The organism is Aliiroseovarius pelagivivens (assembly GCF_900302485.1).
Taxonomy (GTDB): Bacteria; Pseudomonadota; Alphaproteobacteria; order Rhodobacterales; family Rhodobacteraceae; genus Aliiroseovarius; species Aliiroseovarius pelagivivens.
Genome location: NZ_OMOI01000001.1, coordinates 2,361,295 through 2,387,658, shown reverse-complemented (window position 1 = coordinate 2,387,658; position 26,364 = coordinate 2,361,295). Strand labels below are relative to the sequence as shown.

Genomic DNA, 26,364 nt, shown 5'->3' with positions numbered 1-26,364 from the left:
CAAACATCGGACGGAGGGCGCGCGATGCTGGATGATCAACATAACGATAACGCGCCCGAAGAAGGCGACTACGAACTCGATCGCGAGATTTTTGGCCCGGTCCGAAACGCGTTGGCCGCTGAAGACGGTCCAGCGCTTCTGGCCATTCTGGATCCACTTCACGCCGCTGACATCGCCGACCTTGTCGAGCAGCTTCCAGAAGACGAGCGCGACACATTCGTGCGCCTCTATGGCGACAAGTTTGATGGCGAAGTGCTGTCTGAATTGGACGAGCGCCTGCGCGAGGATGTTGTCCACGCCATGGAACCCGCTGTTCTGGCCGAGGCCGTGCGTGTTCTTGAAACGGATGACGTTGTTGACCTGATCGAGGATCTGGACGACCCGCAGACCGAAGCCGTTCTCGAGGCGCTGGACGACGACGACCGGGTGGTGGTCGAACAGTCGCTTTCCTACCCCGAGGAATCAGCTGGCCGTCTGATGCAGCGCGAGCTGGTCGTGGCGCCCGATCACTGGAACGTTGGTCAAACCATTGATTTCCTAAGGTCTCAGGACGATCTTCCAGAACAGTTCTATCACGTGATCTTGGTCGATCCGCGCATGCGCCCGACGGGCTATGTCACGCTGGGCCGCCTGATGGGCAGCGCGCGTGAGGTGCCGTTGACCGACATTACTGAAGAAAGCTTCCGCACGATCCCCGTCCTGCAGGACGAAGGCGAGGTCGCCTATGCCTTCAACCAGTACCACCTTATTTCGGCCCCTGTTGTGGACGCGGATGAACGTCTGGTCGGTGTGATCACCATCGACGACGCGATGGCCATTTTGGATGAAGAGCACGAAGAAGACATCCTGCGACTGGCGGGTGTGGACGAAGAAAGCTCGTTGTCGGACAAGATTGTGGACACCACCAAGCGGCGCTTCCCGTGGTTGGCGGTGAACCTGGTAACGTCAATCTTGGCGTCGCTGGTGATTGCCCAATTTGACGAAGTCATTGCCCAATTTGTCGCTTTGGCAGTGCTGATGCCGATCGTTGCTTCGATGGGCGGCAATGCGGGTACGCAATCCCTGACCGTAGCCGTGCGCGCGATTGCCACCAAAGACCTTACATCCGCGAACTTGTGGCGGGTGATCTGGCGTGAAGCCGCCGTTGGGTTGGTCAACGGGATCATCTTTGCTGTGGTCATGGGGGTCGTCGGTGTCATTTGGTTCAGCACACCGCTTCTTGGTGTCGTGATCGCCGTGGCGATGGTCGTGAACCTTGTGATCGCGGGGCTGGCAGGCGTTATTATCCCAGTGGTGCTGGACCGAATGGATATCGACCCGGCACTGGCCTCGGGTGCGTTCGTGACCACGGTGACGGATGTCGTGGGGTTCTTCGCCTTCCTTGGCCTTGCCGCCGTATTGCTGATCTGACGACCCTGACTGGATCCCGACATGACCGACCTGACTGCAGTGAAAGCGGCCGCCCGCAAGGCGGCTTTTGCCCGCCGGAAAGAGGCTCATTCCGAAGCGCGTTCTGCGCTGGGCGTGGCCCATCTGATTTCGGTGCTGAGCGACCACAAAGGCAAAGTGATGACGGGCTATATGCCCATCCGGACCGAGATCAATCCGCTGCCCGCGATGGCAGCCATGGCGGCGTGGTCTTCGATTGGCGTGCCTTACATCGAGAGTCAAGGGCTGCCCCTGAAATTCGCCAGCTGGCGTCCGGACAGCGACATGGTGGACGGTCCGTTTGGTGCGCAAGTGCCAGCTAAGCTTGAGTTCATCACACCCGAGGTGGTCGTCGTCCCGCTGGTGGCGTTTGATCGCAAGGGTGGGCGTCTGGGCTACGGTGGCGGTTTCTATGATCGCACGTTGGAGGGGCTGCGGGCCCAACGGCCAACTTTGGCCATCGGATATGCCTATGGCGCGCAACAGGCCGAGGATTTGCCCCTAGAGCCTACGGACCAACCGTTGGACGCGATTGTGACCGACGAGGGTGTGATCTGGTTCTGACCCCTCCGTGACTGCAGGGTAGTTTGCGCCAAACGCTTGCCCTTGGGACGAAAGCCGCCTAGGGCTACGTCCCATGAAAATACTCTTTCTTGGTGACATCATGGGGCGCGCTGGACGGCGCGCGGTGACGGAGCGGCTGAAGACGCTGCGGAATGACTGGAAGCTCGATTTCGTCGTGGCAAATGGCGAAAACGCTACCAGCGGGCATGGGCTGAATGCCGGACATGCGAAAACGATTCTTGATGCGGGCGTGGACGTGATCACCCTTGGGGATCATGCGTTCGATCAACGCGATATGCTGAGCTTCTGCGAGCAGGAAAAGCGTATCATCCGCCCCTTGAACTTTGCAAAAGATTGTCCCGGTGTTGGCGCGCGGGTTTTTACAGATGTGCGCGGACGCAAAATCCTGGTCACGCAGGTGCTGGGACAGGTCTTTATGAAGCGGGCTTTTGACGATCCGTTCTCGGCCGTTGATCTGGTTCTGAAGCGTCACACTCTGGGTGGGGCGGTGCAGGCGTCTTTGGTTGATATCCATTGCGAAGCGACCTCCGAGAAGATGGCCATCGGTCATTGGTGCGACGGACGCGCCAGTGTGGTTGTGGGCACGCATACGCATATCCCGACAGGTGACGCGCAGATTCTGTCCAAAGGTACGGCGTTTATGGCGGATGCCGGGATGTGTGGCGATTACAACAGTGTGATCGGCATGCAGAAGGAAGAACCTATGCGCCGGTTTGTGACTGGCATGGCAAAGGGTCGCTTCACCCCCGCCGAAGGCGAAGCCACGTTGTCGGGGCTGTACATCGAAACTGATGATCGCACGGGCAAGGCCACGCGGGTTCAAATGGTGCGCAACGGCGGACGGCTTCAGAACGCATCCCCCTTGGATGCCGGTTAAGACTTTCGTCAAATTCCGGCTGATCGAAAAACCGTGCTTGCCCATGTCACATGCGCAGGGCAAAACTGGTCCAAGCGATTAAACGGGGACATTGCATGGGTTTATTCGAGTTCAGCGCCACCACACAGGCGGTGATTGCCCTGATGACAGTGGGCGGGATGTTCATCCTGTTCTTGCGAGAAAGCTTCCCAACCGAGGTCGTCGCCATTGGCGGTGTCTCGATCATGCTGGTCATGGGCATTCTGGACTATGAAAGCGCGCTCGAGGTGCTGTCGAACCCAGCCCCATGGACCATCGCAGCGATGTTCATCGTGATGGGCGCGCTGGTACGGACCGGAGCGCTTCAGTGGTTCACACAGATTGCCGAGAAGCAGGCTGAACACAGCCCGATGCTGGCGTTGTCGTCCCTTATGGGTTTCGTCGTGATCTCGTCCGCTGTTGTGTCTAACACACCAGTGGTCGTGGTGATGATCCCAGTCTTTATTCAGCTGGCCAAGAAGATCGGCAAATCGGCCTCGAAACTGCTGATCCCGCTCAGCTATGGGGCCATTCTGGGGGGCACACTGACGCTGATCGGGACCTCGACCAACCTTCTGGTGGATGGTGTGGCGCGTGAAGGTGGCCTTGAGCCGTTCACGATCTTCGAGGTCACTCCTTTGGGTATCGTTCTGGTCATCTGGGGCATGTTTTACCTGCGTTTCATCGCGCCGAAGATCCTTCCGGACCGCGACAGCATGGCCACGCTTCTGTCTGACAGATCCCGCAAGAAGTTCTTTACCGAGGCGGTGATCCCGCCGGAATCCAACCTGATCGGGCGCGAGGTGAACGGTGTGCAGCTGTTCAAGCGCGAAGGCGTGCGGTTGGTCGACGTGGTGCGCGGCGATACTTCGCTTCGCCGCAACCTTGAAGGCGTCACTCTTCAGGTCGGTGACCGCGTCGTTTTGCGGACAGCAATGACCGAGCTTCTTAGCCTTCAGCGCGACAAGAGCCTGAAGCGCGTTGATCAGGTGTCTGCGGTAGAAACGACCACGGTCGAAGTGCTGATCTCGCCTGGATGCAAAATGGTCGGCAAGCAATTGGGCAAGCTGCGTCTGCGTCGCCGTTATGGTGTTTATCCGCTGGCGGTGCACCGCAAGAACCAGAACATTGGCCGTCAGTTGGATGAACTGGTGGTGCGTGTGGGCGATACACTTCTGCTTGAGGGTGCCCCCGAAGACATCCAACGTCTGGCTCAAGACATGGATCTGGTCGATGTGACCGCACCGTCGGATCGTGAATATCGTCGAGGCCATGCGCCGATCGCTGTGGCCGTTTTGATCGGACTTGTGGCGCTGGCGGGATTTGGCGTTGCTCCGATTTTCCTGTTGGCCGTCTTGGCTGTGGCCGTGGTGCTGCTGACGCGGTGTATCGATGCGGACGAGGCATTCGGGGCCGTGGATGGGCGTCTTCTGGTGCTGATTTTCGCTATGCTGGGCATCGGGGCTGCGCTGGAGAACTCGGGCGCGGTGGCATTGATAGCCGAAGGCATTGCGCCACTGTTGGGCAAACTGCCGCCCTTCCTGATCGTCTGGGCGATCTATCTGCTAACCTCTGTCCTGACCGAGCTTGTGTCGAACAACGCCGTGGCGGTGGTGGTCACACCCATCGCTATTGGGCTGGCAACCGCGCTGGGCTTGGACCCGCGCCCTCTGGTCGTGGCGGTGATGGTGGCGGCGTCAGCCAGTTTTGCGACCCCGATTGGCTATCAGACCAACACGCTTGTCTACGGGCCGGGCGGGTACAAGTTCTCGGACTTCCTGAAGGTGGGCATTCCCTTGAACCTGTCGGTTGGCATTCTGGCCTCGGCCCTGATCCCGTTCTTCTGGCCGCTGTAAGTGGCGGCAGCCTTTCCAGAACGCGCGACCCTGCTGTTGCTGGGGCGTTGGGCGCTGAACTTCGATCTGGATGGTCAGGCGCAGGACTGGGCGGACCAGGTTCTGTCTTGGGCGGCGACGGTTGAGGCAGGCGCTCCGTTTCAGGTCGTCGCAGCGCGCGCCATCGAAAGCGGCGCGCTCTATACGCTGTCCAGCTTGCCCAGCCCAGCCCATTGGGGCGAGTTGTCTGACTTGATCCGGGACGCAGTGCGGGATTTACACCTGTCCACACCGGACACTCCAGACAGTGCCACACGTTGGCTGGCGCGGGTGCATCTGGGGGATGTTTTGGCCGCCGGGGGTGATGATTTCGATGCGCTGAAAAAGGTCTCGCGCCTGTGGTTTGATCATGGGACGCCCGATCTGCACCAGTTCTACCTGTTCAAACACGCGATCCGTGACGTGATGCGGGATGGACAGCAATCCCACATTCCGGGCCTGACCCGGGACAGTTGGCAGGGCGATCTGGTCCGGACCATCACGCGCTGGATGCAAGAGACCCCAGCGCCCAACCTGTTTTCCGATCCGCTATAGCGGCCAGAACACCAAGATCGCGGGGATCGACACGGCCACGACGAGGATCTCGAGCGGTAGACCCATGCGCCAGTAATCTCCGAACTTATAGCCGCCAGGGCCAAGAATCAGTGTGTTGTTCTTGTGCCCAATGGGGGTCAGGAAGGCGCAAGAGGCGGCGATGGCCACGGCCATCAGGAACGGATCGGGATTTTTATCCAACGCCTGTGCCATCTGAATGCCGACGGGGGCTGCGACGATGGTGGTGGCAGTGTTGTTCAGAACGTCTGACAGGGTCATGGTCACGATCATCAGCACGGTCAGGACCGCCCACGCGGGCAATCCTTCGGTGATCCCCACCAGTGCCCCTGCAATCAGCTCAGTCCCGCCAGAGCTATCCAGTGCGGCCCCCAAGGGAATCATGGACCCCAATAGGACCACCACCGGCCATTCGATGTGGGTGTAAAGCTCGGACAGAGGGATGATCTTGGCCAGCACGTACCCGATCACGACAAGTCCCAGGGCCACCGGCAGATAGATAAGACCAAAGCTTGCGGCAGCGACGGCAGCCGCGAACAGGCCGATGGCCAGCCAGACCTTTTCGTCTCGTGTGACGGTCAACCCGCGTTCCGCCAAGGGCAGGCAGCCCAGCCATTCGGTGACGTCCGCCTCGTTGCCCTGCGGGACCAGAAGCAGCAGGATGTCACCCGGATGAACCTCGGTCTTGCGGACCTGCTTGGTGATTTTCTGACCGGCACGCGAGATGCCCATCAGGACCGAGCTTTGTCGCCAGTTTAATCCGATCGATTGCGCGGTCCGACCAGCAATCCGGGCGTTCTCGGGGACGACGACCTCGATCTTTGACAGGCCTTCGCCTTCGGCTTTCAGCTTCTCTTCGCGATGCTCTTCCGCAAAGGCCAAGCCAAGTGCCGCACGGAATTCGTCCAGCGCCTCGGGCGTGGCTTCCAGTACCAGAGCGTCATGGGCCTGAAGCATGGTGCCGCGCTGGGTGCCATAGCGGCGCGAACCGTCACGCACCAGACCAAGGATGGCGACATCGTTCTTCTCGGCGTCCTCCAGAAGTTCCTTCAGGCGCTTGCCAATATGCTTGGAGCCTTCGGGCACGGTCAGCTCGGCCACGTATTGGCTGAACTCGTCCATTGGGTTGGATCCGTTTTTATCCGCGTCTGGTTGCGGGATCAGGCGCCAGCCAATCATGGCCACGAAGATCAGCCCTGCGATCGCGGTGACGCCGCCCACGGGGGCAAAGTCGAACATCTTGAAGGGTTCGCCCAAGGCGTCTTCGCGGATCGAGGCGATGATGATATTGGGGGGCGTGCCGATCAGCGTGACCATGCCGCCAAGGATCGTGGCAAAGGACAGCGGCATCAGGCTGAGACCCACGGGGCGCGCGGCTTTGCGAGCGGTCTGGATGTCGACGGGCATTAGAAGGGCAAGGGCGGCGACGTTGTTCATGAAAGCGGACAGCACGCCGCCGATGGCGCCCATTAGCGCGATATGCGCGCCTAACGACCGCGAGGCGTCGACCAGTGTGCGCGTGATCAGAAAAACTGCTCCGGATCTGACCAGACCTGCTGACACTACCAACACCAGTGCGACGACCAATGTGGCCGGGTGCCCGAAGCCAGAAAACGCCTCTTTCGTGGGGACAACGCCAAGGACGACCCCCAACATGAGGGCGGAAAACGCCACAATATCATATCGAAAGCGGCCCCATAGCAGCAGCCCGAACACAGCACCGAAAAGCGAAAAGAGAATGATCTGATCTGTCGTCATGCCCAAGGAGTAACCCGTGGGCGGGGTCGCGTCACCCGTAGATTACGGGGAAAAGCGTGGCAACAAGCAGCAGAGCCATGGTGATGTTAAAGGCACGCAGCCGTGCGGGGTTGGTCAGGATCACGCGGATTTTCTGCCCCAGAACGGTCCAAGTGGACACCGAGGGCAAGTTCACCGCGCCAAAGATCACGGCCACCATCAAGACGGCCCCCATGTCGCGCGTCGGAGCGTAAACACTGATCGCGGTCAGGGCCATCGCCCAGGCCTTCGGGTTCACCCATTGAAAGGCCGAAGCTTGCAGGAAGGTCATCGGCGTGCCGCCCGCCTTACCCGTACCCGGCTCGGACGCGCGGACGATTTTCCACGCGAGCCACAAAAGGTAGGCCACGCTACCCGCTTTTAGAATTGTGTAGCTGACAGGATAGAGATCAAACAGCTGCATCAGCCCCGCGCCAACCAGCACGACCATCAGTGTGAATCCCAGCGCCACGCCCAGCATATGCGGGATGGTGCGGGCAAAACCGAAATTGGCACCCGATGCCATCAGCATCAGATTGTTCGGTCCCGGCGTGATGGACGAGACGAAAGCGAAAGCGACAAGCGCAAGGATGAGGTCATAGGTCATTGCGGGATTATTGCTTAAGCTTTGCGACGAGTGATTGCAAAGTTGCGCATAAATAGGATAACTCTGCAATTAATGATGAAGCATGACCAAATAAATCAGAGAATATTGCGTGAATTGTCGAAAGACGGTCGTCTGCCCAATACCGAGCTGGCCGAGCGGGTAGGGCTGTCACCCTCGGCCTGTCTGCGACGCGTGCAAGAACTGGAGCGGCAGGGCGTGATCACCGGCTATCGGGCTGTGCTTAACCCGGTCGCGATGGGCGTGGGTTTTGTGGCGTATGTCACGGTAGGCCTGAAGGACCACACCAAAGAGGCGCAGGAAGGGTTCGAACGGGCCGTTGCGCTGTTTGATGAAGTGCGTGAGTGTCACAACATCACCGGCACCGTCGAATACCTGCTGAGGGTCGAAGCCGAAGACCTGATTGCTTACAAACGTTTCCACACCGACAAGCTGGGCACGCTGCCGCAGGTGCATCAACTGGTGACACATGTGGTGATGGGCTCGCCCAAGGACGAACGGGCTTAGCGCGCGTCGCTAAATCCATCAATGACGCGCTTCATTAATGCAATGAGTTGGGTTTGCTCGTCTGGTGTGAGCACAGCCAGCGCCTGAGTGTTGCTTGCCTTTGCTGCGGCCTGTGCGGGCACGCGCAAGGCCTTGGCTTTTTCGGTCAGCCAAATCTGTTGCGCCCGTCCATCACTTGGATCCTTAACCCGGCGCACGAGCCCGTCGCGCTCCATCCGGTTCAGTGTGTTGGCAACAGTGGCTTGTTCCAAATCCAGCCGCGTCACCAGCTCTTTTTGCGTGCGTCCGTCTTTTTCCCATAGCTCAATCAGGATGGGGAACTGGCCCCATGTCAGACCCAGATCGGTAATGTTGCTCTGAAGGGTTTTGGCGAACAGCCGAGCCATATGATTAACGAGAAAACCGGCGGAGGTGTTTTTGCTGAAGTCCATACCGAAGATTACACTTGTATAGCGAGCTATGCAATAATATATAGTAAGCTATATAAAATAGAATCAGGAAAGGAAACGCCATGAAAACGAAAATCCATGCCGCCGCAGGAAGCATCGCCTTTCTGTGTGTTCTCAGCTTTTGGACCAGCTCTGTCACGGTAGAGGTGTTTGGCAGCCACGCCGCGATTGCGATGGTCAAGCAGATGATCGTCTACGCTCTGATCGTGATGGTGCCCGCGATGGCCATAGTCGGCGCAACCGGGATGTCGTTGGGGGCCAAACGCAAAGGCGCGTTGATCGAGGCGAAGAAAAAACGCATGCCAATCATCGCGGGCGCGGGCTTGTTGGTACTGGTGCCAGCTGCGCTTTATCTGAACTACAAGGCCAGCAACGGCGCGTTTGATACGATGTTTTATGTGGTTCAGGGCATCGAGCTTGTTGCTGGCGCCATGAATCTGTCTCTGCTGGGGCTGAACATCCGTGACGGACTGAAGATGACCGCCAAGCGTCGTCAGATGAAGGCACGTGCCTGAATTCGAACTGAATGGGCCACGTTTCCATCCAGCTTGCCTTGCCACCTTGAACCTCCGGGCTGCCTTGCGGTATTGAACATGGCAACTGACAGATAGAACCGACACAGCAGACGGAGGTCGCCATGGCTGGCCACTCAAAATGGGCAAACATCCAGCACCGCAAAGGTCGCCAGGATAAACTGCGCTCGAAGCTCTTTTCGAAACTCGCAAAAGAGATCACTGTAGCCGCCAAAATGGGCGACCCTGATCCCGACAAGAACCCGCGTTTGCGCCTGGCTGTGAAAGAAGCCAAGTCGCAATCGGTTCCGAAGGACGTAATCGAACGCGCGATCAAGAAGTCTATGGGTGGTGACGCCGAAAACTACGACGAGATCCGCTATGAGGGTTATGGCCCCAACGGTGTGGCCGTCATCGTCGAAACCATGACCGACAACAAAAACCGCACCGCGTCGACTGTGCGTTCGACTTTCTCGAAGAACGGCGGAAATCTGGGTGAAACCGGATCGGTGGGCTTCATGTTCGACCGCAAAGGCGAGGTGATCTATGGCGCCGATGCCGGTGACGCTGACACGGTGATGGAAGCGGCGATCGACGCAGGCGCCGAAGATTGCGAAAGCGATGAGAATGGCCACCGCATCACCTGTGCCGACACCGATCTGAACGATGTGTCGACCGCGCTGGAAACCGCATTGGGTGAAAGTGAATCGACCAAGCTGATCTGGCAACCGAACATCACGACCGAGCTGGACCTTGAGAACATGCAAAAGCTGATGAAGCTGCTGGATGCGCTTGAGGATGATGACGACGTACAACGTGTCACCACCAATTTCGAAGCCTCGGACGAGGTGATGGCGCAGCTGTAAGCGCGACGTCAGAAAGAATTCAGACCCCGGTGCAGTCTCTCTGCGCCGGGGTCTCTTGTTTTTGGATCCAATCCGGTGTCTTGTCGCCAAATGAGCAGCGTACAGACATCACAACACCGCCCCGGGCACGGGATCGCTTGGATGTTGGCCGCAGGCCTGTTCTTCGTGATGATGAACGCGCTGGTGAAATATGTCGGGCAAGAGCTGCCATCCTCGCAGGCTGCGTTTCTGCGCTATGTTTTCGGATTGATCTTTGTTCTGCCTGCGCTTGGTCAGCTTGCCAAAGCGCGGTTCTCGGCGCACGTTTGGCAGCTTTTTCTAGCGCGCGGCGTGGTGCATACCGGGGCCGTACTGTGCTGGTTTTACGCGATGACCCAAATCACCGTGGCCGAGGTCGTGGCGATGAACTACCTCACCCCGATCTATGTGATGCTGGGGGCCGCGGTTTTTCTGGGCGAAAGCTTCTCGACCCGTCGGATGCTGGCGGTTGCTGCGGCATTTCTTGGGGTGCTGATCATCCTGCGTCCGGGTCTGCGCGAACTGGGGGCGGGACACATCTCGATGGTGTTCACAGCAATCTTTCTGGGGATTTCGTATTTGATTGCCAAACGGTTGGCCCAAGACGCATCAGCGGGAGTTGTGGTGGCAATGATGTCGATCACGGCAACCATCGGTTTGGTGCCTGCCGCGATCATGGTTTGGGTGCCGCCCAGCTTGGTGCAGATGGCATGGCTGGCCGTGGTCGCATTCTTTGCGACGGCCGGCCACTATTCCATGTCCCGTGCGTTTGCCGAAGCCCCGGTATCGGTCACCCAGCCTGTGACCTTCCTGCAAATCATCTGGGCCGCCGCGACCGGCGCAATCTTCTTTGCCGAACCGGTCGATTTCTGGGTGGTTGTCGGCGCCGGTGTGATCATGGCGGCGGTCACCTACATCACGTGGCGCGAGACAATTTTGAAACGCCGCGTGACGCCAAATCCGAACGAGCCGAAAACGTAATAGGGCGCCCGCTACGGACGCCCTTTCACTGTGCGTTTAGGTCTGGTTAGTCTGACCAGCTGACCCCTGTCAGATCATTTGCCTGCGTGGGCGCATTTTCCCACAGACCATTGATCTTCGCATTTGCCACACCGGTTTTCGCCAGCTGGAACAAATACCCGTTCACATAGTCATCCGCGATGACCTGCTGAGCTTCCTTGTTCAGCTCGGTACGCATGGCCGGATCTGATGTGACCGAGAGTTTCTCGATCAGCGCTTGGAAACCTGCGTTGTCATACTGGAAATAGTATTCCGGGCGGGCGTAGATATTGATGTCTGCGGGTTCGGTATGGCTGACGATGGTCAGGTCAAAGTCCTTGCCCTTGAACACCTGTTCGATCCACTGGGCCCATTCAAGGTTCGAGATCTCGGTATTGATCCCCACATTACGCAGCTGAGCAGCAATGATTTCGCCCCCGCGGCGGGCATAGGCGGGGGGCGGCAGCATCAGGCGCAGGGTTAGGTCCGTCGCTCCGGCCTCGGCCAGCAGCGCTTTCGACATTTCGGGATCAAAACCGGATTGGCCGGTCAGATCCACATAGTCCGGATTGTGCGGGGCGAAATGGGTGCCGATGGGCGTGCCATATCCGTGCATCGCGCCGTCAATGATGTCCTGACGGTCGATTGCATGAGCGATGGCTTTGCGCACACGGACATCTGCCAGCGGGCCGGATTTGTTGTTGGTGGACAGAATCGTCTCGCCCTCGGTAGAGCCAACGATCACGTTGAAACGTGGGTCCGCTTCGAACTGGGCCAGCGTTTCAGGCGCAGGGAAGTTCGGGAAAGCGTCCACGTCTCCTGCCATCATGGCCGCAAAGGCTGCGTTCGGGTCCGAGATGAACTTGAACGTGGCATTGGCCAGCGCGGGCGCGTCGCCCCAATATGCGTCGTTGCGTGCGATCGTCACGTGGTCGCCCTTGGCCCATTCCACAAAGGAAAACGGGCCGGTGCCTACGGGGGCGGTCGCTGCAGTGTCGATGCTTTCAGGCGCGACAATCACGGCATCGCCCCATGCCATGTTGAAGGCGAAATTGCCGTTGGGGGCAGACAGCTTCACCGCGACCGAAGTCGGGCTTAGGGCAGTTACGCTTTCAATATCCTTGAACAGCGCTTTCTGCGCGTTGGTCGAGTCTTCCGCGCGCGCACGATCCAGCGAGAAGACAACGTCGTCGGCATCCATCGTGGTGCCATCATGGAAGGTCACGCCCTCGCGCAGGGTGAAGGTATAGGTCAGGCCGTCGTCGCTGACGTCCCAAGCGCTGGCCAATCCGGGCAGCACCGCACCATCCGGGCCGAAACGGGTCAGGCCTTCGTAGATGTTGGCATAGACCACTTCGTCAATGGCAGCAGCTGCCCCGGCAGTGGGGTCAAGATTTGGCGGCTCAAGCACCATGCCGAGCGTGATCGCGTCGCTTCCAGCCAGCGCGGTCGTTGCCATCAGCGCCCAAGCGCCTGCGGTAAGTTTCAGGTTGGTCATCTTGATCCTCCTTACCCGTTTCGCGGGATACTGCGCCATGAAACGCGGGATTGCGGATCAAGGCAAGGGAAAGACGTCCCGTCATTCCCCTTTGATTTTTCTGCGCCGCAGCAATATATTCACCCCTAGCGAAGAGGATCAGGGAGGGGAAACCATGAGCGCCTCAGCAAAAATCAAGACGCTGACACCGTCAGAAGTACGTGCCCGCAAAGGGGGCACGCCGCTGGTCGTGCTGACGGCCTATGCGACACCAACCGCACAGATGATGGACGCGCATTGCGACATCGTTCTGGTGGGGGACAGCGTCGGCATGGTCGTACACGGATTGCCGGATACTCTGGGTGTCACGATGGAGATGATGTGCCTGCACGGTGCCGCCGTGAAGCGTGGCTTGGAGCAGGCCATGATGGTCGTCGACATGCCATTTGGCTCGTACGAAGAAAGTCCGGAACAAGCTTTCCGCAGCGCCGCACGCTTGATGCGTGAAACCGGGGCTGCGGCAGTTAAATTGGAAGGCGGCGTGTCGATGGAAGAAACCATCCGCTTCCTGACCAGCCGCTCGATCCCGGTCATGGCCCATGTTGGCTTGACCCCGCAGGCGATCAACACGCTGGGCGGCTATGCTGTGCAAGGCCGTGGCGAGGATCGCGACCGTGTGATGGCTGACGCCAAAGCGGTGGAAGATGCTGGCGCGTTCTCGGTTGTGCTCGAGAAAGTGCCGGAAAGCCTGGCGAACGAAATCACCGACGCTGTGTCGATCCCGACCATCGGCATCGGGGCGTCGGCGCAATGTGACGGTCAGGTTTTGGTCGTAGACGACATGCTGGGCTTGTTCACAGCCTTCAAACCGAAATTCGCCAAACGCTATGCGACGTTGGGCGTGGACGGCGAGAAAGCCATTGCCAAATATGCCCAAGAGGTGCGAGACCGCAGTTTCCCGGCGCCAGAGCACGTCTTTGCAGATGAGGTCAAAAAGAAATGAAGATCATTCGTTCCAAGGACGATCTGCGCACGTTGCGCCGCAGCTGGATTTTTAAAGGCGAACGGGTGGCTGTCGTGCCGACCATGGGCGCGCTTCATGCCGGCCATCTGTCCTTGGTGGACGAGGCGAAGAAACATGCAGATCGCGTGATCGTCACGATCTTCGTGAACCCCAAACAGTTCAACAACCCGGAAGATCTGGACAAGTATCCCCGCACGGAAGAGGACGACGCTGAAAAGCTGGCGCCTTACGGGATTGATGCGATCTATGTGCCTACGCCGGATCAAATCTATCCTGATGGGTTTGCCACCAATGTGCGCGTGACGGGTCTGACCGAAGACCTTGAGGGCGCACATCGCCCGGGTCATTTCGATGGCGTGGCAACCGTGGTGTCCAAGCTGTTCCTGCAATCGCGCGCGGATGTGGCCTGCTTTGGTCAGAAGGACTATCAGCAGATGCTTTTGGTGCGTCGTCTGTCCGAGGATCTGGACATCGAGACCGAGGTGATCGGCTGCCCCACAGTGCGCGAAGATGACGGGCTAGCCATGTCGTCGCGCAACGTGCGCCTGACCAAGGAAGAGCGCGCCATTGCGCCCGCATTGAAAGCCGAGATGGACCGCGCGGCGGACGCCATTCGCCGGGGTGCCGAGCCGCGTGTAGTTCTGGACAGCGCCAAGGCGCAGATTGAACGGGCGGGTTATAACACGGTCGAATATCTCGAGCTGCGCGACGCCGAGACCTTGCAGCCTGTCAAAGACCTCTCCCGTCCTACGCGCCTTCTGGCCGCGGCGATGCTGGGGGATGTGCGGTTGATCGACAATATCGCGGTCTAAGACGCGTCGACCTTAGACAGGTAGCGACAAGCAAAAAGGGCGGCCTGAAGGCCGCCCTTTTGTAAATTGTCTGCGCTGATTAAAGCTGGCGCTCGACCATCATTTTCTTGATCGACGCGATTGCCTTGGCCGGGTTCAGGCCTTTCGGGCAAGTCTTCGAGCAGTTCATGATCGTGTGGCAGCGATACAGCTTGAAGGGGTCTTCCAGCTGGTCCAGACGCTCACCCGTGGCTTCGTCGCGTGAATCAATGATCCAGCGATAAGCGTGCAGCAGCGCGGCCGGTCCAAGATACCGATCGCCGTTCCACCAATAGCTCGGGCACGAGGTCGAGCAGCTGGCGCACATAACGCATTCATACAGACCATCAAGCTTCTTGCGGTCCTCAATAGACTGCTTCCACTCTTTCGCGGGGCGGTTGGTCTTGGTTTCCAGCCACGGCATGATCGAGGCGTGCTGCGCATAGAAATGCGTCAGGTCCGGGATCAGGTCTTTCACCACCGGCATGTGCGGCAGCGGATAGATCTTCACGTCGCCCTTGATCTCGTCCATGCCATAGATACAGGCCAGCGTGTTGATCCCGTCGATGTTCATCGCGCACGATCCACAGATGCCTTCACGGCACGAGCGGCGGAAGGTCAGCGTCGGATCAATCTCGTTCTTGATCTTGATCAGCGCGTCCAGAACCATCGGGCCGCACTTGTCCATGTCCAGGAAATAGGTGTCCACACGGGGGTTTTCGCCATCATCCGGGTTCCAGCGATAGATCTGGAACTTGCGGACATTGCTGGCGCCCTCGGGCTTGGGCCATGTCTTGCCGACGCGAACGGTCGAGTTCTTAGGGAGCTTGAATTGTACCATCTTCTCGTCTCCTTAGAACGTCCGCGCTTTGGGCGCGATTTTCTTGAGGTTGATGCCGCCTTCTGCCTCGGTGGACAGCGGTTCGGTGACAACCGGGCGATAGCTAAGATCAACCTTATTGCCTTCAACGCGGCTGACAGTGTGGACACGCCACTTCTTGTCGTCGCGTTCTGGGAAGTCCTCGTGCGCGTGGGCGCCGCGGCTTTCTTCGCGGGCTTCTGCGCCGTGGATTGTCGCCAGAGCGTTCGGCATCAGGTTCGCCAGTTCCAGCGTTTCCATCAGGTCCGAGTTCCAGATCAGCGAGCGATCGGTCACTGCCAGGTCGTCCATCTTGGCGGCCACGGCGGTCATCTTCTCGACGCCTTCTTTCATGGTCTTGGCGGTACGGAACACGGCGGCGTCAGCCTGCATCGTTTTCTGCATTTCCAGACGCAGATCGGCGGTCGGGACCGCGCCACTTGCGTTGCGCAGACCGTCGAAGCGATCAAAGGCTGCATCAACCGATGCTTGGTTCAGAACCGGGTTGGCGCTGTCTGCGTCTACAACCTTGCCAGCGCGGATCGCGGCGGCACGGCCGAAGACCACAAGGTCAATCAGCGAGTTCGAGCCAAGGCGGTTTGCACCGTGTACCGACGCACAACCAGCTTCCCCCACGGCCATCAGGCCAGGCACGACGCCAGTCGGATCATCTTTGGTCGGGTTCAGCACTTCGCCCCAATAGTTGGTCGGGATGCCACCCATGTTGTAGTGAACGGTCGGCAGAACCGGGATCGGCTCTTTGTTCACATCAACGCCGGCGAAAATTTTGGCGCTTTCCGAAATGCCGGGCAGGCGTTCGGCCAGAGCCTCGGCAGGCAGGTGGTCAAGGTGCAGGAAGATGTGATCCCCTTCTGCGCCAACACCGCGGCCTTCGCGAATTTCCATCGTCATCGAGCGGGAAACATAGTCGCGCGGGGCAAGGTCTTTATACTGGGGCGCATAACGCTCCATGAAGCGCTCACCTTCCGAGTTGACCAGATAGCCACCTTCGCCACGAGCACCTTCGGTGATCAGGCAGCCCGAACCGTAGATGCCGGTCGGGTGGAACTGAACGAACTCCATATCCTGCAGGGCAAGACCCGCACGGGCCACCATGCCACCACCGTCGCCGGTGCAGGTGTGGGCCGAGGTGGCCGAGAAATACGCGCGGCCATAGCCGCCCGTGGCCAGCACAACCATCTTCGCGTTGAAGACGTGCATGGTGCCATCGTCGAGTTTCCAGCAGACAACACCCTGACACTCACCGTCTTCCGACATGATCAGATCGATGGCGAAGTATTCAACGTAGAATTCAGCGTTGTTCTTCAGCGACTGGCCGTAAAGCGTGTGCAGGATCGCGTGACCGGTACGGTCAGCGGCGGCGCAGGTACGCTGTACCGCGGGGCCTTCACCGAATTCGGTGGTGTGGCCGCCGAACGGGCGCTGATAGATCTTACCTTCTTCGGTACGCGAGAAGGGAACGCCGTAATGCTCCAGCTCGTACACCGCTTTGGGTGCCTCGCGGGCCAGGTATTCCATCGCATCCGTGTCGCCCAGCCAGTCCGAGCCCTTGACGGTATCGTACATGTGCCACTGCCAGTTGTCCGGGCCCATGTTGGACAGGGACGCGGCGATGCCGCCCTGTGCCGCAACAGTGTGCGAGCGGGTCGGGAAAACTTTGGTCACACAAGCGGTGCGCAGACCCTGTTCGGCCATGCCAAGCGTGGCCCGCAGACCAGCGCCACCGGCGCCGACCACGACCACGTCATATTCGTGTGTTTCGTATTCGTAAGCTGCCATTTTGGTTGCTCTCCGGTCTTAAAAGGCGATGCGGCCAAGGCCATAAAGGCCAAATGCCAGAACTGTGTAGGCCAGCGCGGTGCAAGCGATTACCAAAACCTTCTTGGTAACGCCGCGCGAGTAATCCTCGATCACGACCTGAATGCCATGACGGAAGTGAACCATGGCGGTCACGAAGGTCATTGCGGCAATGATCGCGGGGAAGGGGCGCTGGTAATAGGCGATTGCTTCTTCATAGGGCAGGCCAAGGGCGCAGCCAAATGTCAGAGCGAACAGCGGCATCAGGATCAGAAGACCAACGGCCGAGATAGCCTGTCCCCAGAAGTGTTCCGTGCCAGAACCCGAAGAGCCTTTGCCCACGGCGCGTTTGCGGTCGGTCATATAATGCATAACGGGCTCCTTACACGATCAGGGCGACAAGGATCGCCAGAACGACGGACCCGACGATGACGCCGATGCCCATTTTCTCTGCGGTTTCGACTTCCAGACCAAGACCAATGTCCCAGATCATGTGCCGAAGGCCGGAGAGTGCGTGATAGCAGAGCGCCCAGAGCGCAAGGAACATGATTACGTCCCCGACGAACGAGGTCATCAAACCGTTCACAAAGTTGTAGTAATCTGCACCCAGCGCTGCGGCAAAGAACCACCATGCGACCAAGATCGCAGCACCCAGCAGGGCTACCCCGGTGATCCGGGCGAAGATCGAGGTGATGGAGGTCAGCTGCGGGCGGTAAACTTGCAGATGCGGAGAAAGAGGGCGGTTGCCTCTGTTCACGTCGGCCATGGCGGCCTCCTTCTGTCTGTTTCGACTTTGCGACAGGAATAGCGCCTTTTGCGGCACAGAGTCACGCAAGAAGCGACCGGTAAGTCGGGAATTTTGCGCTAACGGGGGTGTTTTTGAGGGCTTGTGATCACAGTTTTCGGGTATGTGATCACAGATCGGTATGCAATTGTATCCCGACTTTTATAGTCGGGAAATAATCAGCTCGGGTAAGATTCTGACTTGAACGCGATGTCAGAGCGTAACATCTGAAGCCCCAGCATCAAGTGCGCTCTGTGCAAAGCGGTCAAATCTTAACGGTGATGCTGAACGCTTTGCAATGTTGCAGAGGCGGGAAGGTCTTGTTGTATCCCCGCCGTCTGCAGAAGGTTTATTTAGGCATCAGCACCCAATAGTCGAGATCCAGCATGACCTCGGGCAGGTACTTTCCGTCTTCGCCCTTCAGCGCGAATTCAGGCGCACCATGCTTGACCGCAACCAGACGCAGACGCACTGCGCCAACGCCCGGGGCATCGGTGTCGGCCTTGTCCAGAACTTCGGACCACGCACGGATTGTGTCGCCTGAGAAGCAGGGGTTTGCGTGCGCCCCGCCGTTCAGACCAACGATCATCTGGGCGTTGGCCAGCCCGTTGAACGACAACGCGCGCGCCATCGAGATCACGTGACCACCATAGATCAGGCGCTGTCCGTCCGGGCGGAAAGTGGCGTCGAAATGCACTTTCGCGGTGTTCTGCCACAGGCGGGTGGCCAACATGTGTTCGGCTTCTTCGACCGTGACGCCATCGACGTGGTCGATTTTCTCGCCCACCTCATAGTCACCCCAGCGATGCGGTTCGCCGGCCAGCGTGAAGTCGTACTCCTCGAACGACAGACCTTCGGGGATCGACAGGTCGCCCACCTCCAGCACGCCTTTCAGCTCGGGGATCACGGTTTCGGGCGCGGGGGCGTCCAGATCGCCTTTGCGCACCATCACCCAGCGGACATATTCCATCACCGGCTCGTCCATCTGGTTGAACCCGCGCGTGCGCACCCAGACCACGCCCGATTTCCCGTTCGAGTTCTGTTTCAGCCCGATCACCTCGGATTGCGAGCGCAACGTGTCGCCGGGATAGACCGGCTTCAGCCAGCGTCCCTCGGCATAGCCAAGGTTGGCCACCGCGTTCAGCGAGATGTCCGGCACGGTCTTGCCAAACACAACGTGGAAGGCGATCAGATCGTCAATGGGCGAGCCTTCCAGACCGCAGGCCCCGGCAAATTCGTCCGAGGAATAGAGCGCATGGCGGGCAGGATAGAGCGCGTGATAGAGCGCGCGTTCGCCCTCGGCCACGGTGCGTGGCACGGCATGGTCGATCACGTCGCCCAATTTGTAGTCTTCAAAGAAGCGTCCGGGATTGGTTTTGGCCATCAAAGCTCTCCAAATGTCGGGGCGGGCGCAGAGCTGGCCCGCCGGTGGTCTGTAGGCCCGTTCGTGCGGGCAAATGGGTTACCCGCCGAACGGGGTCGGGCCGATCAGCCCGTGGATATATCCGATGATCGCCAACAGAACGATCGAGGCCACAAAGAACATCGCGTCCTTGGCGATGGTGCCTTTCGGGTTCGGTTGCCAGTCGGGTTCCGCGCGGTTGATCACAATGATTTCCAGTACGGCCCAGATTGACAGAGCCCCGAACAGGATCATCGAAGCAAGATCCGGGTTCACGACGATGTGCGCCACGGCCCAGATGATGAAGCCGGTCAGCATCGGGTGGCGCATCTTGTAAAAGAGCGCGCCTTTTGATGGGCCGGGGCTGGTGAAATAGAGCGCGAACAGCACCATCAGGTTGTTCACGTGTCGCAACGCCGGCGGATAGTCGAGAAGGTCATGGCTTTCCATCACGCGATATCCGATCACCATGAACACGATGCCGATCAGGATTAGAAGTGCCGAGACCCCCTTGGCCCGCGAGCCCATAGTTTCATGGGCGCGGGGAAGGGCGCGTTTCCAGAAATGTCCGACATACCACAGGGCTAGACCGGCGATGAGCAACGTCATGGCGAGGTTCCTTTAAATGGGCCTCAGCCCTCCATCGCGGCGATGGCGTCGGCTTTGGCGAGAATGGATTTTGCCGTCTCAACATGCAGGTTTTCGACGATCTTACCATCTACAACTGCGACGCCCTGACCGGAAGCTTCGGCTTCCTCGAACGCAGCGATCTGACGTTTGGCCAGATCGATCTCGGCCTCAGAGGGGGCGAAGGCGGCGTTTGCGATGTCAAGCTGGGCGGGGTGGATCAGCGTTTTGCCGTCCATACCCATGTCTCGGCCTTGATCGCATTCGGCTTTCAGACCTTCGTCGTCTTTGAACGCGTTATAGACGCCGTCAACGATCACGACCCCGTGGGCCTTGGCGGCGATCAGGCACATATGCAGGCCGCCCATCATCGGCAGGCGATCGGCGCGGAAGCGGGTGTTCAGCTCTTTCGCCAGATCATTGGTGCCCATGACAAAGCCCTTCAGGCGGGGGTGGGCAGCGATCTCGGCGGCGTTCAGCGTGCCGATGGGGGTTTCCATCATCGCCCACAGATCCACGTCGGGGATCAGCGCGGCCAGCTCGTCCAATTGGGCGGCAGAGCCAACTTTCGGCATCAGGATCGCGTCAATATCTGCGCCCACGAAGGCAGCAACATCGTCTTTGCCCCATTCGGTGTCGAACCCGTTGATGCGGACGATCTTGGCACGGTTGCCATAGCCGCCTTTGTCAAGCTCGGCTTTCAGGATGGCGCGTGCCTCGACTTTGGCGTCGGGGGCAACGGCATCTTCCAGGTCGAAAATGATCGCGTCAGCGGCAAGGCCGCGGGCCTTTTCCAGCGCACGCTCTTTCGAGCCGGGGATGTAGAGGACGGAACGATAGGGGCGTGTGGTCATGATTCTGTGTCTCCGCAATATTGTTGCGCAAGGGATCACATTTGCGCACCAATTCGCAAGGCATACTTTGCCGCGATGCAGAAAATTTACACTTGCTTCATGGCTGCGCCGGTGTTTGCGCGGCGCGTTAACCAGTTCTTTGGCCTCAATGCGCAGGCTTTTCACTGAGATGCCGAATGACGGGAGGGCCCACGGTTGGCCACTGACGCAATGGGATGCAGATCGGCACCAGAGAAAACACGGCCCTGATGCCGCCGGTGCGCCGGTTGGCCCGGCAGAGCGGCCCAATTGAAAGGACAGATCCATGAAACAGGACATTCTGGCCCTTGGACTTGGTGTCGGCGCGATCCTTCTGTCAGCTGGACAATTGCAGGCGCAGGGCACGGCCCGTTGCGCCGAACGCGACGCTGTGGTGCAGCGCCTAGCCGAATCCTATGGCGAAACGCGACAATCTATCGGGCTTGCCTCGGATCGTCAGGTGGTCGAGGTCTATGCATCGCCTGAAACCGGAAGCTGGACGATTACGGTGACGATGGCGAATGGTATGACCTGTCTGGTTGCCGCTGGACGTGGATTTGAGCGTTTGGATGAAGAATTGACGCCAGCCCGTCTGGGCGATCGGGTTTAGGTTAACCCTTCCCAGATCAGCTTGGTTCCAGTCAGGATCAGGAACAGATAGGTGAAGCCAAAAAACAGGCGTTCGGACATCTTGTGGTGCAGATGTACCCCGATCCAGACGCCCAGCACGGCAAAGGGGATCAGCAAAAGATCTGCCTTTGCCGTTTGCCAGGTGAAGATCCCTAAAGCGAAATAGGGGAAAAACTTCATCAGATTGATCGCCCAGAAACAGATCACGGTGGTGGACTGAAACGTGGTTTTGTCCAGCCGTCGGGACAGAAGGTACACCGCTGCCGGGGGCCCACCCGCATGGCTGATGAAACTAGTGAAACCTGCGATCATCCCCCAGAACGCGCCCAACTGGCGCGACATGGGATGTGCCGCCGGGGCGATCAACCCGTTCGCGCGTGCCAGCTGGAATGCGACAAACCCCACAGCGATCACTCCGATCAACAATCGAAACACATCCGGGTTGGCAATCGAATACAGCGCCGCCCCAATGGCGACGCCGGGCACTGCGCCTAGAACCAATGCCCAGGCAGAGGGCGCGTCCCACTTGCGCCAATAGGGCTTCAGTGCGGTCACATCCATCAGCATCAGAAGCGGTAACATCAGGCCAATGGCCGCCCCGGGTTCCAGAATCAGCGCAAGCAATGGGGTTGCCGCAAAGGCGGCTCCAGACCCGAAGCCACCCTTGGAAATTCCGGCAAAGATCACTGCTGGAATGGCAAAGGCAAAGAAAGTGAGGTCTAGAACCTCGGGCATGTGACATCCTTCAAAAGGCTGGAAAATGGGCGCTTTAGCGCTATCGCGTGTCGCATTCTGTTGCAAGTCATCTGTGTCGCCGCAGCGCAGCGCCCTTGCGCGAAAGGCACTTTCAGACTAGGCATGCGCCCGAAAACAACTGATCGGAGATCACACTCATGGCCAGAACCAAGATTGCGCTTATCGGTAGCGGCATGATCGGGGGCACCCTTGCTCACCTTGCTGCACTGAAAGAAATGGGCGACGTTGTCCTTTTCGATATCGCGGACGGCATCCCCCAGGGCAAAGCACTCGACATCGCGGAAAGCGGCCCCGTTGAAGGGTTCGACGCTGCTCTTTCGGGCACCACGTCCTACGAAGACATTGCTGGTGCAGACGTCTGCATCGTCACCGCCGGTGTTCCGCGCAAGCCGGGCATGAGCCGCGATGACCTGCTGGGTATCAACCTGAAAGTCATGAAATCGGTTGGCGAAGGCATCAAAGAGCACGCTCCGAACGCATTCGTGATCTGTATCACCAACCCGCTGGACGCCATGGTTTGGGCGCTGCGCGAGTTCTCGGGCCTGCCGCACAACAAAGTTGTTGGTATGGCTGGCGTTCTGGACTCGGCACGCTTCCGTCACTTCCTGTCGGTCGAATTCGACGTATCCATGCGCGACGTCACCGCCTTCGTTCTGGGCGGCCACGGCGATACCATGGTTCCGCTGACCCGCTACTCGACCGTTGGCGGCATCCCGCTGCCGGATCTGGTGAAGATGGGTTGGACCAGCCAAGAGAAACTGGACGCCATCGTTCAGCGCACCCGTGACGGTGGCGCCGAGATCGTTGGCCTGCTGAAAACCGGTTCGGCTTACTATGCCCCGGCTGCTTCGGCGATCGAAATGGCTCAGGCTTACCTGAACGACCAGAAACGCGTTCTGCCTGCTGCTGCCTACGTTGATGGCGCTTACGGCCTTGACGGTTTCTATGTGGGTGTTCCGACTGTCATCGGTGCCAACGGCATCGAAAAAGTCATCGACATCGAGCTGAGCAAAGACGAGCAAGCCATGTTCGACAAATCAGTTGATGCGGTGAAGGGTCTTGTCGAAGCCTGTAAAGGCATTGACAGCTCGCTGGCATAAGGCCAGAAATCATACCGTTCGATTACAAGTTGCGCCGTTCAAATTGAGCGGCGCAATTTTTTTGGAGTAGGAGCGCATCGTGTCAGACCCCCAAGGAAATGGCTTCATCTTTGCCGCAACCGGCGAAACATATGTCAATCTTGCGCGCCGCGCTGTCCGCAGTTTGCGTCAGGTGATGCCGGATGCTCAGGTGGATTTGTTTACCGACGCTGATCTTGTCGACCCGGCCTTTGATCGCATCCACAAGCTATCCGACAGCTATTTTCGTCCGAAAATGGAGGCACTACGACGTTCGCGATTTGAACGGACGGTCTATCTGGACTGTGACATCGTGGTGTTGATGGATGTGTCCGAACTGTTTCACTTGCTGGATCGGTTTGATCTGGCATCGTCCTATGCGTTCGCGCGTGATGGTCGACGGCTTGTTCAGGACGGAACGATGCCACGCAGCTACGGTCTGCTAAATGCGGGCGTTGTTGCCATCCGAACGAACGAAAAGACCAAGGAACTTGTTGCGGATTGGGACAGAACCGTCCGCGAACGCGACGCCAACATGGATCAACCGACCTTTCGTGAACTGCTGTGGAAGTCGGATGTGTCAGTGTTTGTACTGCCACCGGAATACAATCTGATCGCGATTTGGACGCTAGACAGCTGGAAGCCCAAACAGGGTGCCCCTCGCATTCTGCACAGCCAGAGACTTCACAAGATCGCGCTGGGAGATCCGGAAACGCCTTTCACGCTGAAAGAAGCCTTGAAGCACGACCGGCATCGTAAGCACCTAGAGCTTTTGCTGGAATGCGATAGCGGGGTCGGGACGCGAGAAGTAGGCAGGTTGCCCACACCAGCAGAAGCAATGGCTGAAGAACTGCTTGAATTGAAGGCAAGGCGGAGCACGCTGACTTCTTTGCTTCGCAAGTTTCGCGCTTGGTTCCGAGGCTAGTTGAAGCGACGCGTCTGATTGCGGATTTTGCCAATTGTCTCATCAAGGGCGCTTGCGAGATACGCATCAAACCGTTCTGCTGAGAAGTCGGTTGTCCGGCCCGGCGCATGTGCGGCGACGGAAGCACCCAGATCAAGTTGGCAGGTCAAAAGGGCGCCTTGTGCGTCCAACATCTCGCGCTGTTTGTCGGAAAGATGAAAGATCTCGTTGTGAAGCGCCAACCCTTCGGTCAGCGGGTCAGGCGCATCCATCACACGTTCTATGCCCGCCCTGCGCCGGTTGTGAAGCGATTGAAGCAGCGCCTTGCCTTGTGCCGCATAGCGAAGCGACTTTAGCAGCCAATGACGGGCCGTCATTCCATCAAAGTGCAGGATACACGCATTTGCTGTGGTGTGGCCGGGTGAAACTTCGCCCCCGAATTCTTCTTTGACGGCGTGGATGGCGATGAACTTTCGGTCTGAAAGTCGCGCCATGGCTTTCCCGGATGTATGGCCCGAAAGGCCGCTTTGAAGATACCGGCGCGCGGGGCCATAGATGCGTTCGATTGATGAGGTTGAAAGGCCAGATGCGCGAAACACCCCGTCGAATATCCCAGCTTCGGGCGCTATCCACGCCCGTTCCAGATTTGGGATGTGCAGCCATGCCCCGGCGCGCGCAAGATCTCTTTCGATCCCATAAGGCGCCCACAGAAACTCATCGGCGTCCACGTGCAGCAGCCAGTCGGTGCGTTGTTGTTGCGCGATGAAGTTGGCATTCAACGTCTGCCGACGCGTTTGCCATGCGGGGCGATCTGGCTGACCCAACGCCGTCCAATGGGCAGAGTCACAAAGGGTGACGTCCACACCGGGAATGGATTTCATGACCTCTGCCGCTGGATCTGTAGGGTCGTCAAAGAAAAGGTGAACCGTCTTTGCGCCCATACTCAGGTGATGACAGGCAAAGGCCAGAACAAGCGAAAGCGGTTCGCGCACGGTTGAAACAACGGACCAGTTGGGAACAGGCATTCAGGAATACTCGGTGCAAAGGACGTCCAATTCTATCATCGTGGCCAAGTTACCAGCAATGGCAAAGCGTTGAGAGACGGGTGATTGCTGCCGAGATGGGATTGGACTAAAGCGGGGGCATACTGTCCAAGCTTTCGTAAGGAGCCTTACGTGACCCTACTTTTCCCAATGACCGCCGATGACGGATTTGTCTTTGCTGCGACCGGTGCTCAATATCGTGGGCTGGCTCAGCGGGCGGCACGGTCGCTTCGGGCGGTGATGGGGGATGATATCCAGATCGACCTTTTCGCGGATGCGGCGGTGGACGATCCTGTGTTCAATCAGGTCCACATTCTGAAATATGTCGGCACCCGTCCGAAAATGGAGGCGCTGCGCGAAAGCCGCTTTGCCCACACGGTCTATTTGGATTGTGACGTGGTCGCGGTGGCGGATTGCTCGGACATGTTCGCGCTGCTCAGGCAGTTCGATTGTATCGGGGCGCATGATCAATACGGCAATGGCACGGTGCCAATGCATCAGCCAACACAGGATCTGCCCACCGGATTTCGCCAGATCAACAGCGGAGTTATGGGGATCCGAAAGTCTGACAAGACGCAGAATTTTCTGCGCAGCTGGGAACAGCGCATGACAGGCGAGGGCGAACGTTGGGACCAACCGGTCCTGCGAGAGCTTCTGTGGAACAGTGATTTGCGCGTCTGGATCCTGCCGCCAGAATACAACCTGATGCACACGGGTTATATGCCGGCGATGGGCAAGCGGATGGCTGCTCCGCGCCTTCTGCACATTACCACCTTGCACGAAATCATCGGCATCGAAGAGAAGACGGACCAGCCCTTTGATTTGACCGAACTGTTGGGGAAAGGTGCGTTGACGGCGCTGCATGACCTGCTGGGCCGAGATCGCACTTTGGGGGCCGCCCCATCCGCGCGTGACCGGATCGGAGACCTGCTGCGCCGCTATCCGAAGGTCGAAAAACGGGCACGCTCGATCTGGCGTCGCTTGCGATAGATCAAGATTCGCAAACAGGCTGATTTGCCGAATGTTAATGATTTGTGATCACACATTTTGAGGTGTGATCACAAATATAGCGACTTCACCAAAAATTCGCCCGATTTTGCAAAAAACGTTTTT

The 26,364-nt window shown here is 58.6% G+C and carries 28 protein-coding genes; 15 read left to right on the top strand and 13 right to left on the bottom strand.

The annotated features are described in order from the left end of the window. Positions 1-24 precede the first annotated feature (24 nt). The 5 genes from mgtE to ALP8811_RS11475 all read left to right on the top strand — a co-directional run bounded on the left by mgtE (position 25) and on the right by ALP8811_RS11475 (position 5,337). Positions 25-1,410, top strand: a complete 1,386-nt coding sequence (gene mgtE, locus ALP8811_RS11495; RefSeq protein WP_108857241.1) for a magnesium transporter — start codon at positions 25-27, stop codon at positions 1,408-1,410. Between the two features lie 21 nt (positions 1,411-1,431). Continuing rightward, the gene (locus ALP8811_RS11490; protein ID WP_108857240.1) at positions 1,432-1,992 is read left to right on the top strand and encodes a 5-formyltetrahydrofolate cyclo-ligase; all 561 of its coding nucleotides are present in this window, start codon (positions 1,432-1,434) and stop codon (positions 1,990-1,992) included. Between the two features lie 73 nt (positions 1,993-2,065). After that, complete coding sequence (locus ALP8811_RS11485; RefSeq protein WP_108857239.1) at positions 2,066-2,890, top strand: TIGR00282 family metallophosphoesterase; 825 nt, start codon at positions 2,066-2,068, stop codon at positions 2,888-2,890. Between the two features lie 95 nt (positions 2,891-2,985). Further along, positions 2,986-4,764, top strand: coding sequence for an SLC13 family permease (locus ALP8811_RS11480; protein WP_108857238.1), 1,779 nt, complete (start codon positions 2,986-2,988; stop codon positions 4,762-4,764). Further along, positions 4,765-5,337 (top strand): hypothetical protein, encoded by a 573-nt coding sequence (locus tag ALP8811_RS11475; RefSeq protein ID WP_108857237.1) that lies wholly within the window; start codon positions 4,765-4,767, stop codon positions 5,335-5,337. Here the strand turns inward: ALP8811_RS11475 and ALP8811_RS11470 are convergent. Together ALP8811_RS11470 and ALP8811_RS11465 are read right to left on the bottom strand one after the other, a co-directional pair. Further along, positions 5,332-7,113: an SLC13 family permease gene (locus ALP8811_RS11470; protein WP_108857236.1), complete on the bottom strand. Its 1,782-nt coding sequence runs from the start codon at positions 7,111-7,113 to the stop codon at positions 5,332-5,334. The two genes, ALP8811_RS11475 and ALP8811_RS11470, sit on opposite strands and share 6 nt — an antisense overlap. A gap of 31 nt (positions 7,114-7,144) precedes the next feature. Beyond that, positions 7,145-7,738, bottom strand: coding sequence for a LysE family translocator (locus tag ALP8811_RS11465; RefSeq protein ID WP_108857235.1), 594 nt, complete (start codon positions 7,736-7,738; stop codon positions 7,145-7,147). A 72-nt stretch (positions 7,739-7,810) separates the two neighbouring features. Here ALP8811_RS11465 and ALP8811_RS11460 point away from each other — a divergent pair, with 72 nt between their 5' ends. After that, complete coding sequence (locus ALP8811_RS11460) at positions 7,811-8,263, top strand: Lrp/AsnC family transcriptional regulator (protein ID WP_108857234.1); 453 nt, start codon at positions 7,811-7,813, stop codon at positions 8,261-8,263. On the opposite strand, the gene ALP8811_RS11455 is transcribed toward ALP8811_RS11460, so the two are convergent. Next, positions 8,260-8,694, bottom strand: coding sequence for a MarR family winged helix-turn-helix transcriptional regulator (locus ALP8811_RS11455; RefSeq protein ID WP_108857233.1), 435 nt, complete (start codon positions 8,692-8,694; stop codon positions 8,260-8,262). The two genes, ALP8811_RS11460 and ALP8811_RS11455, sit on opposite strands and share 4 nt — an antisense overlap. A gap of 80 nt (positions 8,695-8,774) precedes the next feature. Between ALP8811_RS11455 and ALP8811_RS11450 the strand changes: the two genes are divergently transcribed. The 3 genes from ALP8811_RS11450 to ALP8811_RS11440 all read left to right on the top strand — a co-directional run bounded on the left by ALP8811_RS11450 (position 8,775) and on the right by ALP8811_RS11440 (position 11,089). Beyond that, positions 8,775-9,227: a hypothetical protein gene (locus tag ALP8811_RS11450; RefSeq protein ID WP_108857232.1), complete on the top strand. Its 453-nt coding sequence runs from the start codon at positions 8,775-8,777 to the stop codon at positions 9,225-9,227. 122 nt (positions 9,228-9,349) lie between these two features. Then, positions 9,350-10,090: a YebC/PmpR family DNA-binding transcriptional regulator gene (locus ALP8811_RS11445; protein WP_108857231.1), complete on the top strand. Its 741-nt coding sequence runs from the start codon at positions 9,350-9,352 to the stop codon at positions 10,088-10,090. A 90-nt stretch (positions 10,091-10,180) separates the two neighbouring features. Then, the gene (locus ALP8811_RS11440; RefSeq protein WP_108857230.1) at positions 10,181-11,089 is read left to right on the top strand and encodes a DMT family transporter; all 909 of its coding nucleotides are present in this window, start codon (positions 10,181-10,183) and stop codon (positions 11,087-11,089) included. A 46-nt stretch (positions 11,090-11,135) separates the two neighbouring features. Here ALP8811_RS11440 and ALP8811_RS11435 read toward each other — a convergent pair whose 3' ends face one another. Further along, positions 11,136-12,605 (bottom strand): ABC transporter substrate-binding protein, encoded by a 1,470-nt coding sequence (locus tag ALP8811_RS11435; protein WP_108857229.1) that lies wholly within the window; start codon positions 12,603-12,605, stop codon positions 11,136-11,138. A gap of 154 nt (positions 12,606-12,759) precedes the next feature. On the opposite strand from ALP8811_RS11435, the gene panB reads away from it, so the two are divergent. Then, positions 12,760-13,587 carry a 3-methyl-2-oxobutanoate hydroxymethyltransferase gene (gene panB, locus ALP8811_RS11430; protein WP_108857521.1) on the top strand — a complete coding sequence of 276 codons (828 nt, stop codon included), beginning with the start codon at positions 12,760-12,762 and terminating at the stop codon, positions 13,585-13,587. Beyond that, positions 13,584-14,420, top strand: coding sequence for a pantoate--beta-alanine ligase (gene panC, locus ALP8811_RS11425; RefSeq protein WP_108857228.1), 837 nt, complete (start codon positions 13,584-13,586; stop codon positions 14,418-14,420). The genes panB and panC overlap by 4 nt, the downstream gene beginning before the upstream one ends. Before the next feature lie 79 nt (positions 14,421-14,499). On the opposite strand, the gene ALP8811_RS11420 is transcribed toward panC, so the two are convergent. The 7 genes from ALP8811_RS11420 to ALP8811_RS11390 form a co-directional block, all read right to left on the bottom strand. Then, positions 14,500-15,279 (bottom strand): succinate dehydrogenase iron-sulfur subunit, encoded by a 780-nt coding sequence (locus ALP8811_RS11420; protein WP_108857227.1) that lies wholly within the window; start codon positions 15,277-15,279, stop codon positions 14,500-14,502. Between the two features lie 12 nt (positions 15,280-15,291). Further along, complete coding sequence (gene sdhA, locus ALP8811_RS11415; protein ID WP_108857226.1) at positions 15,292-17,097, bottom strand: succinate dehydrogenase flavoprotein subunit; 1,806 nt, start codon at positions 17,095-17,097, stop codon at positions 15,292-15,294. Positions 17,098-17,115: 18 nt separating this feature from the next. Continuing rightward, on the bottom strand, positions 17,116-17,487 hold the full coding sequence (gene sdhD / locus ALP8811_RS11410) for a succinate dehydrogenase, hydrophobic membrane anchor protein (RefSeq protein ID WP_108857225.1): 372 nt from the start codon (positions 17,485-17,487) through the stop codon (positions 17,116-17,118). A gap of 10 nt (positions 17,488-17,497) precedes the next feature. Further along, on the bottom strand, positions 17,498-17,881 hold the full coding sequence (sdhC, locus tag ALP8811_RS11405; protein WP_108857224.1) for a succinate dehydrogenase, cytochrome b556 subunit: 384 nt from the start codon (positions 17,879-17,881) through the stop codon (positions 17,498-17,500). 367 nt (positions 17,882-18,248) lie between these two features. Beyond that, the gene (locus ALP8811_RS11400) at positions 18,249-19,283 is read right to left on the bottom strand and encodes a MaoC family dehydratase (protein WP_108857223.1); all 1,035 of its coding nucleotides are present in this window, start codon (positions 19,281-19,283) and stop codon (positions 18,249-18,251) included. 78 nt (positions 19,284-19,361) lie between these two features. Then, a complete protein-coding gene (locus ALP8811_RS11395) occupies positions 19,362-19,910 on the bottom strand; it encodes an NnrU family protein (RefSeq protein ID WP_108857222.1) in 549 nt (182 codons plus the stop codon). Between the two features lie 23 nt (positions 19,911-19,933). After that, positions 19,934-20,782, bottom strand: coding sequence for an HpcH/HpaI aldolase/citrate lyase family protein (locus tag ALP8811_RS11390; protein WP_108857221.1), 849 nt, complete (start codon positions 20,780-20,782; stop codon positions 19,934-19,936). Between the two features lie 304 nt (positions 20,783-21,086). On the opposite strand from ALP8811_RS11390, the gene ALP8811_RS11385 reads away from it, so the two are divergent. Continuing rightward, the gene (locus tag ALP8811_RS11385) at positions 21,087-21,410 is read left to right on the top strand and encodes a hypothetical protein (RefSeq protein ID WP_108857220.1); all 324 of its coding nucleotides are present in this window, start codon (positions 21,087-21,089) and stop codon (positions 21,408-21,410) included. On the opposite strand, the gene ALP8811_RS11380 is transcribed toward ALP8811_RS11385, so the two are convergent. After that, a complete protein-coding gene (locus ALP8811_RS11380) occupies positions 21,407-22,165 on the bottom strand; it encodes a sulfite exporter TauE/SafE family protein (protein WP_108857219.1) in 759 nt (252 codons plus the stop codon). The genes ALP8811_RS11385 and ALP8811_RS11380 overlap by 4 nt on opposite strands. Before the next feature lie 158 nt (positions 22,166-22,323). Here ALP8811_RS11380 and mdh point away from each other — a divergent pair, with 158 nt between their 5' ends. After that, the gene (gene mdh, locus ALP8811_RS11375; protein WP_108857218.1) at positions 22,324-23,286 is read left to right on the top strand and encodes a malate dehydrogenase; all 963 of its coding nucleotides are present in this window, start codon (positions 22,324-22,326) and stop codon (positions 23,284-23,286) included. A gap of 79 nt (positions 23,287-23,365) precedes the next feature. Continuing rightward, complete coding sequence (locus ALP8811_RS11370; protein WP_108857217.1) at positions 23,366-24,229, top strand: putative nucleotide-diphospho-sugar transferase; 864 nt, start codon at positions 23,366-23,368, stop codon at positions 24,227-24,229. On the opposite strand, the gene ALP8811_RS11365 is transcribed toward ALP8811_RS11370, so the two are convergent. Continuing rightward, positions 24,226-25,233: a glycosyltransferase family 2 protein gene (locus ALP8811_RS11365; protein WP_108857216.1), complete on the bottom strand. Its 1,008-nt coding sequence runs from the start codon at positions 25,231-25,233 to the stop codon at positions 24,226-24,228. The genes ALP8811_RS11370 and ALP8811_RS11365 overlap by 4 nt on opposite strands. Positions 25,234-25,383: 150 nt before the next feature. On the opposite strand from ALP8811_RS11365, the gene ALP8811_RS11360 reads away from it, so the two are divergent. Further along, positions 25,384-26,241, top strand: coding sequence for a putative nucleotide-diphospho-sugar transferase (locus ALP8811_RS11360; protein WP_146184020.1), 858 nt, complete (start codon positions 25,384-25,386; stop codon positions 26,239-26,241). Positions 26,242-26,364: the final 123 nt, after the last annotated feature.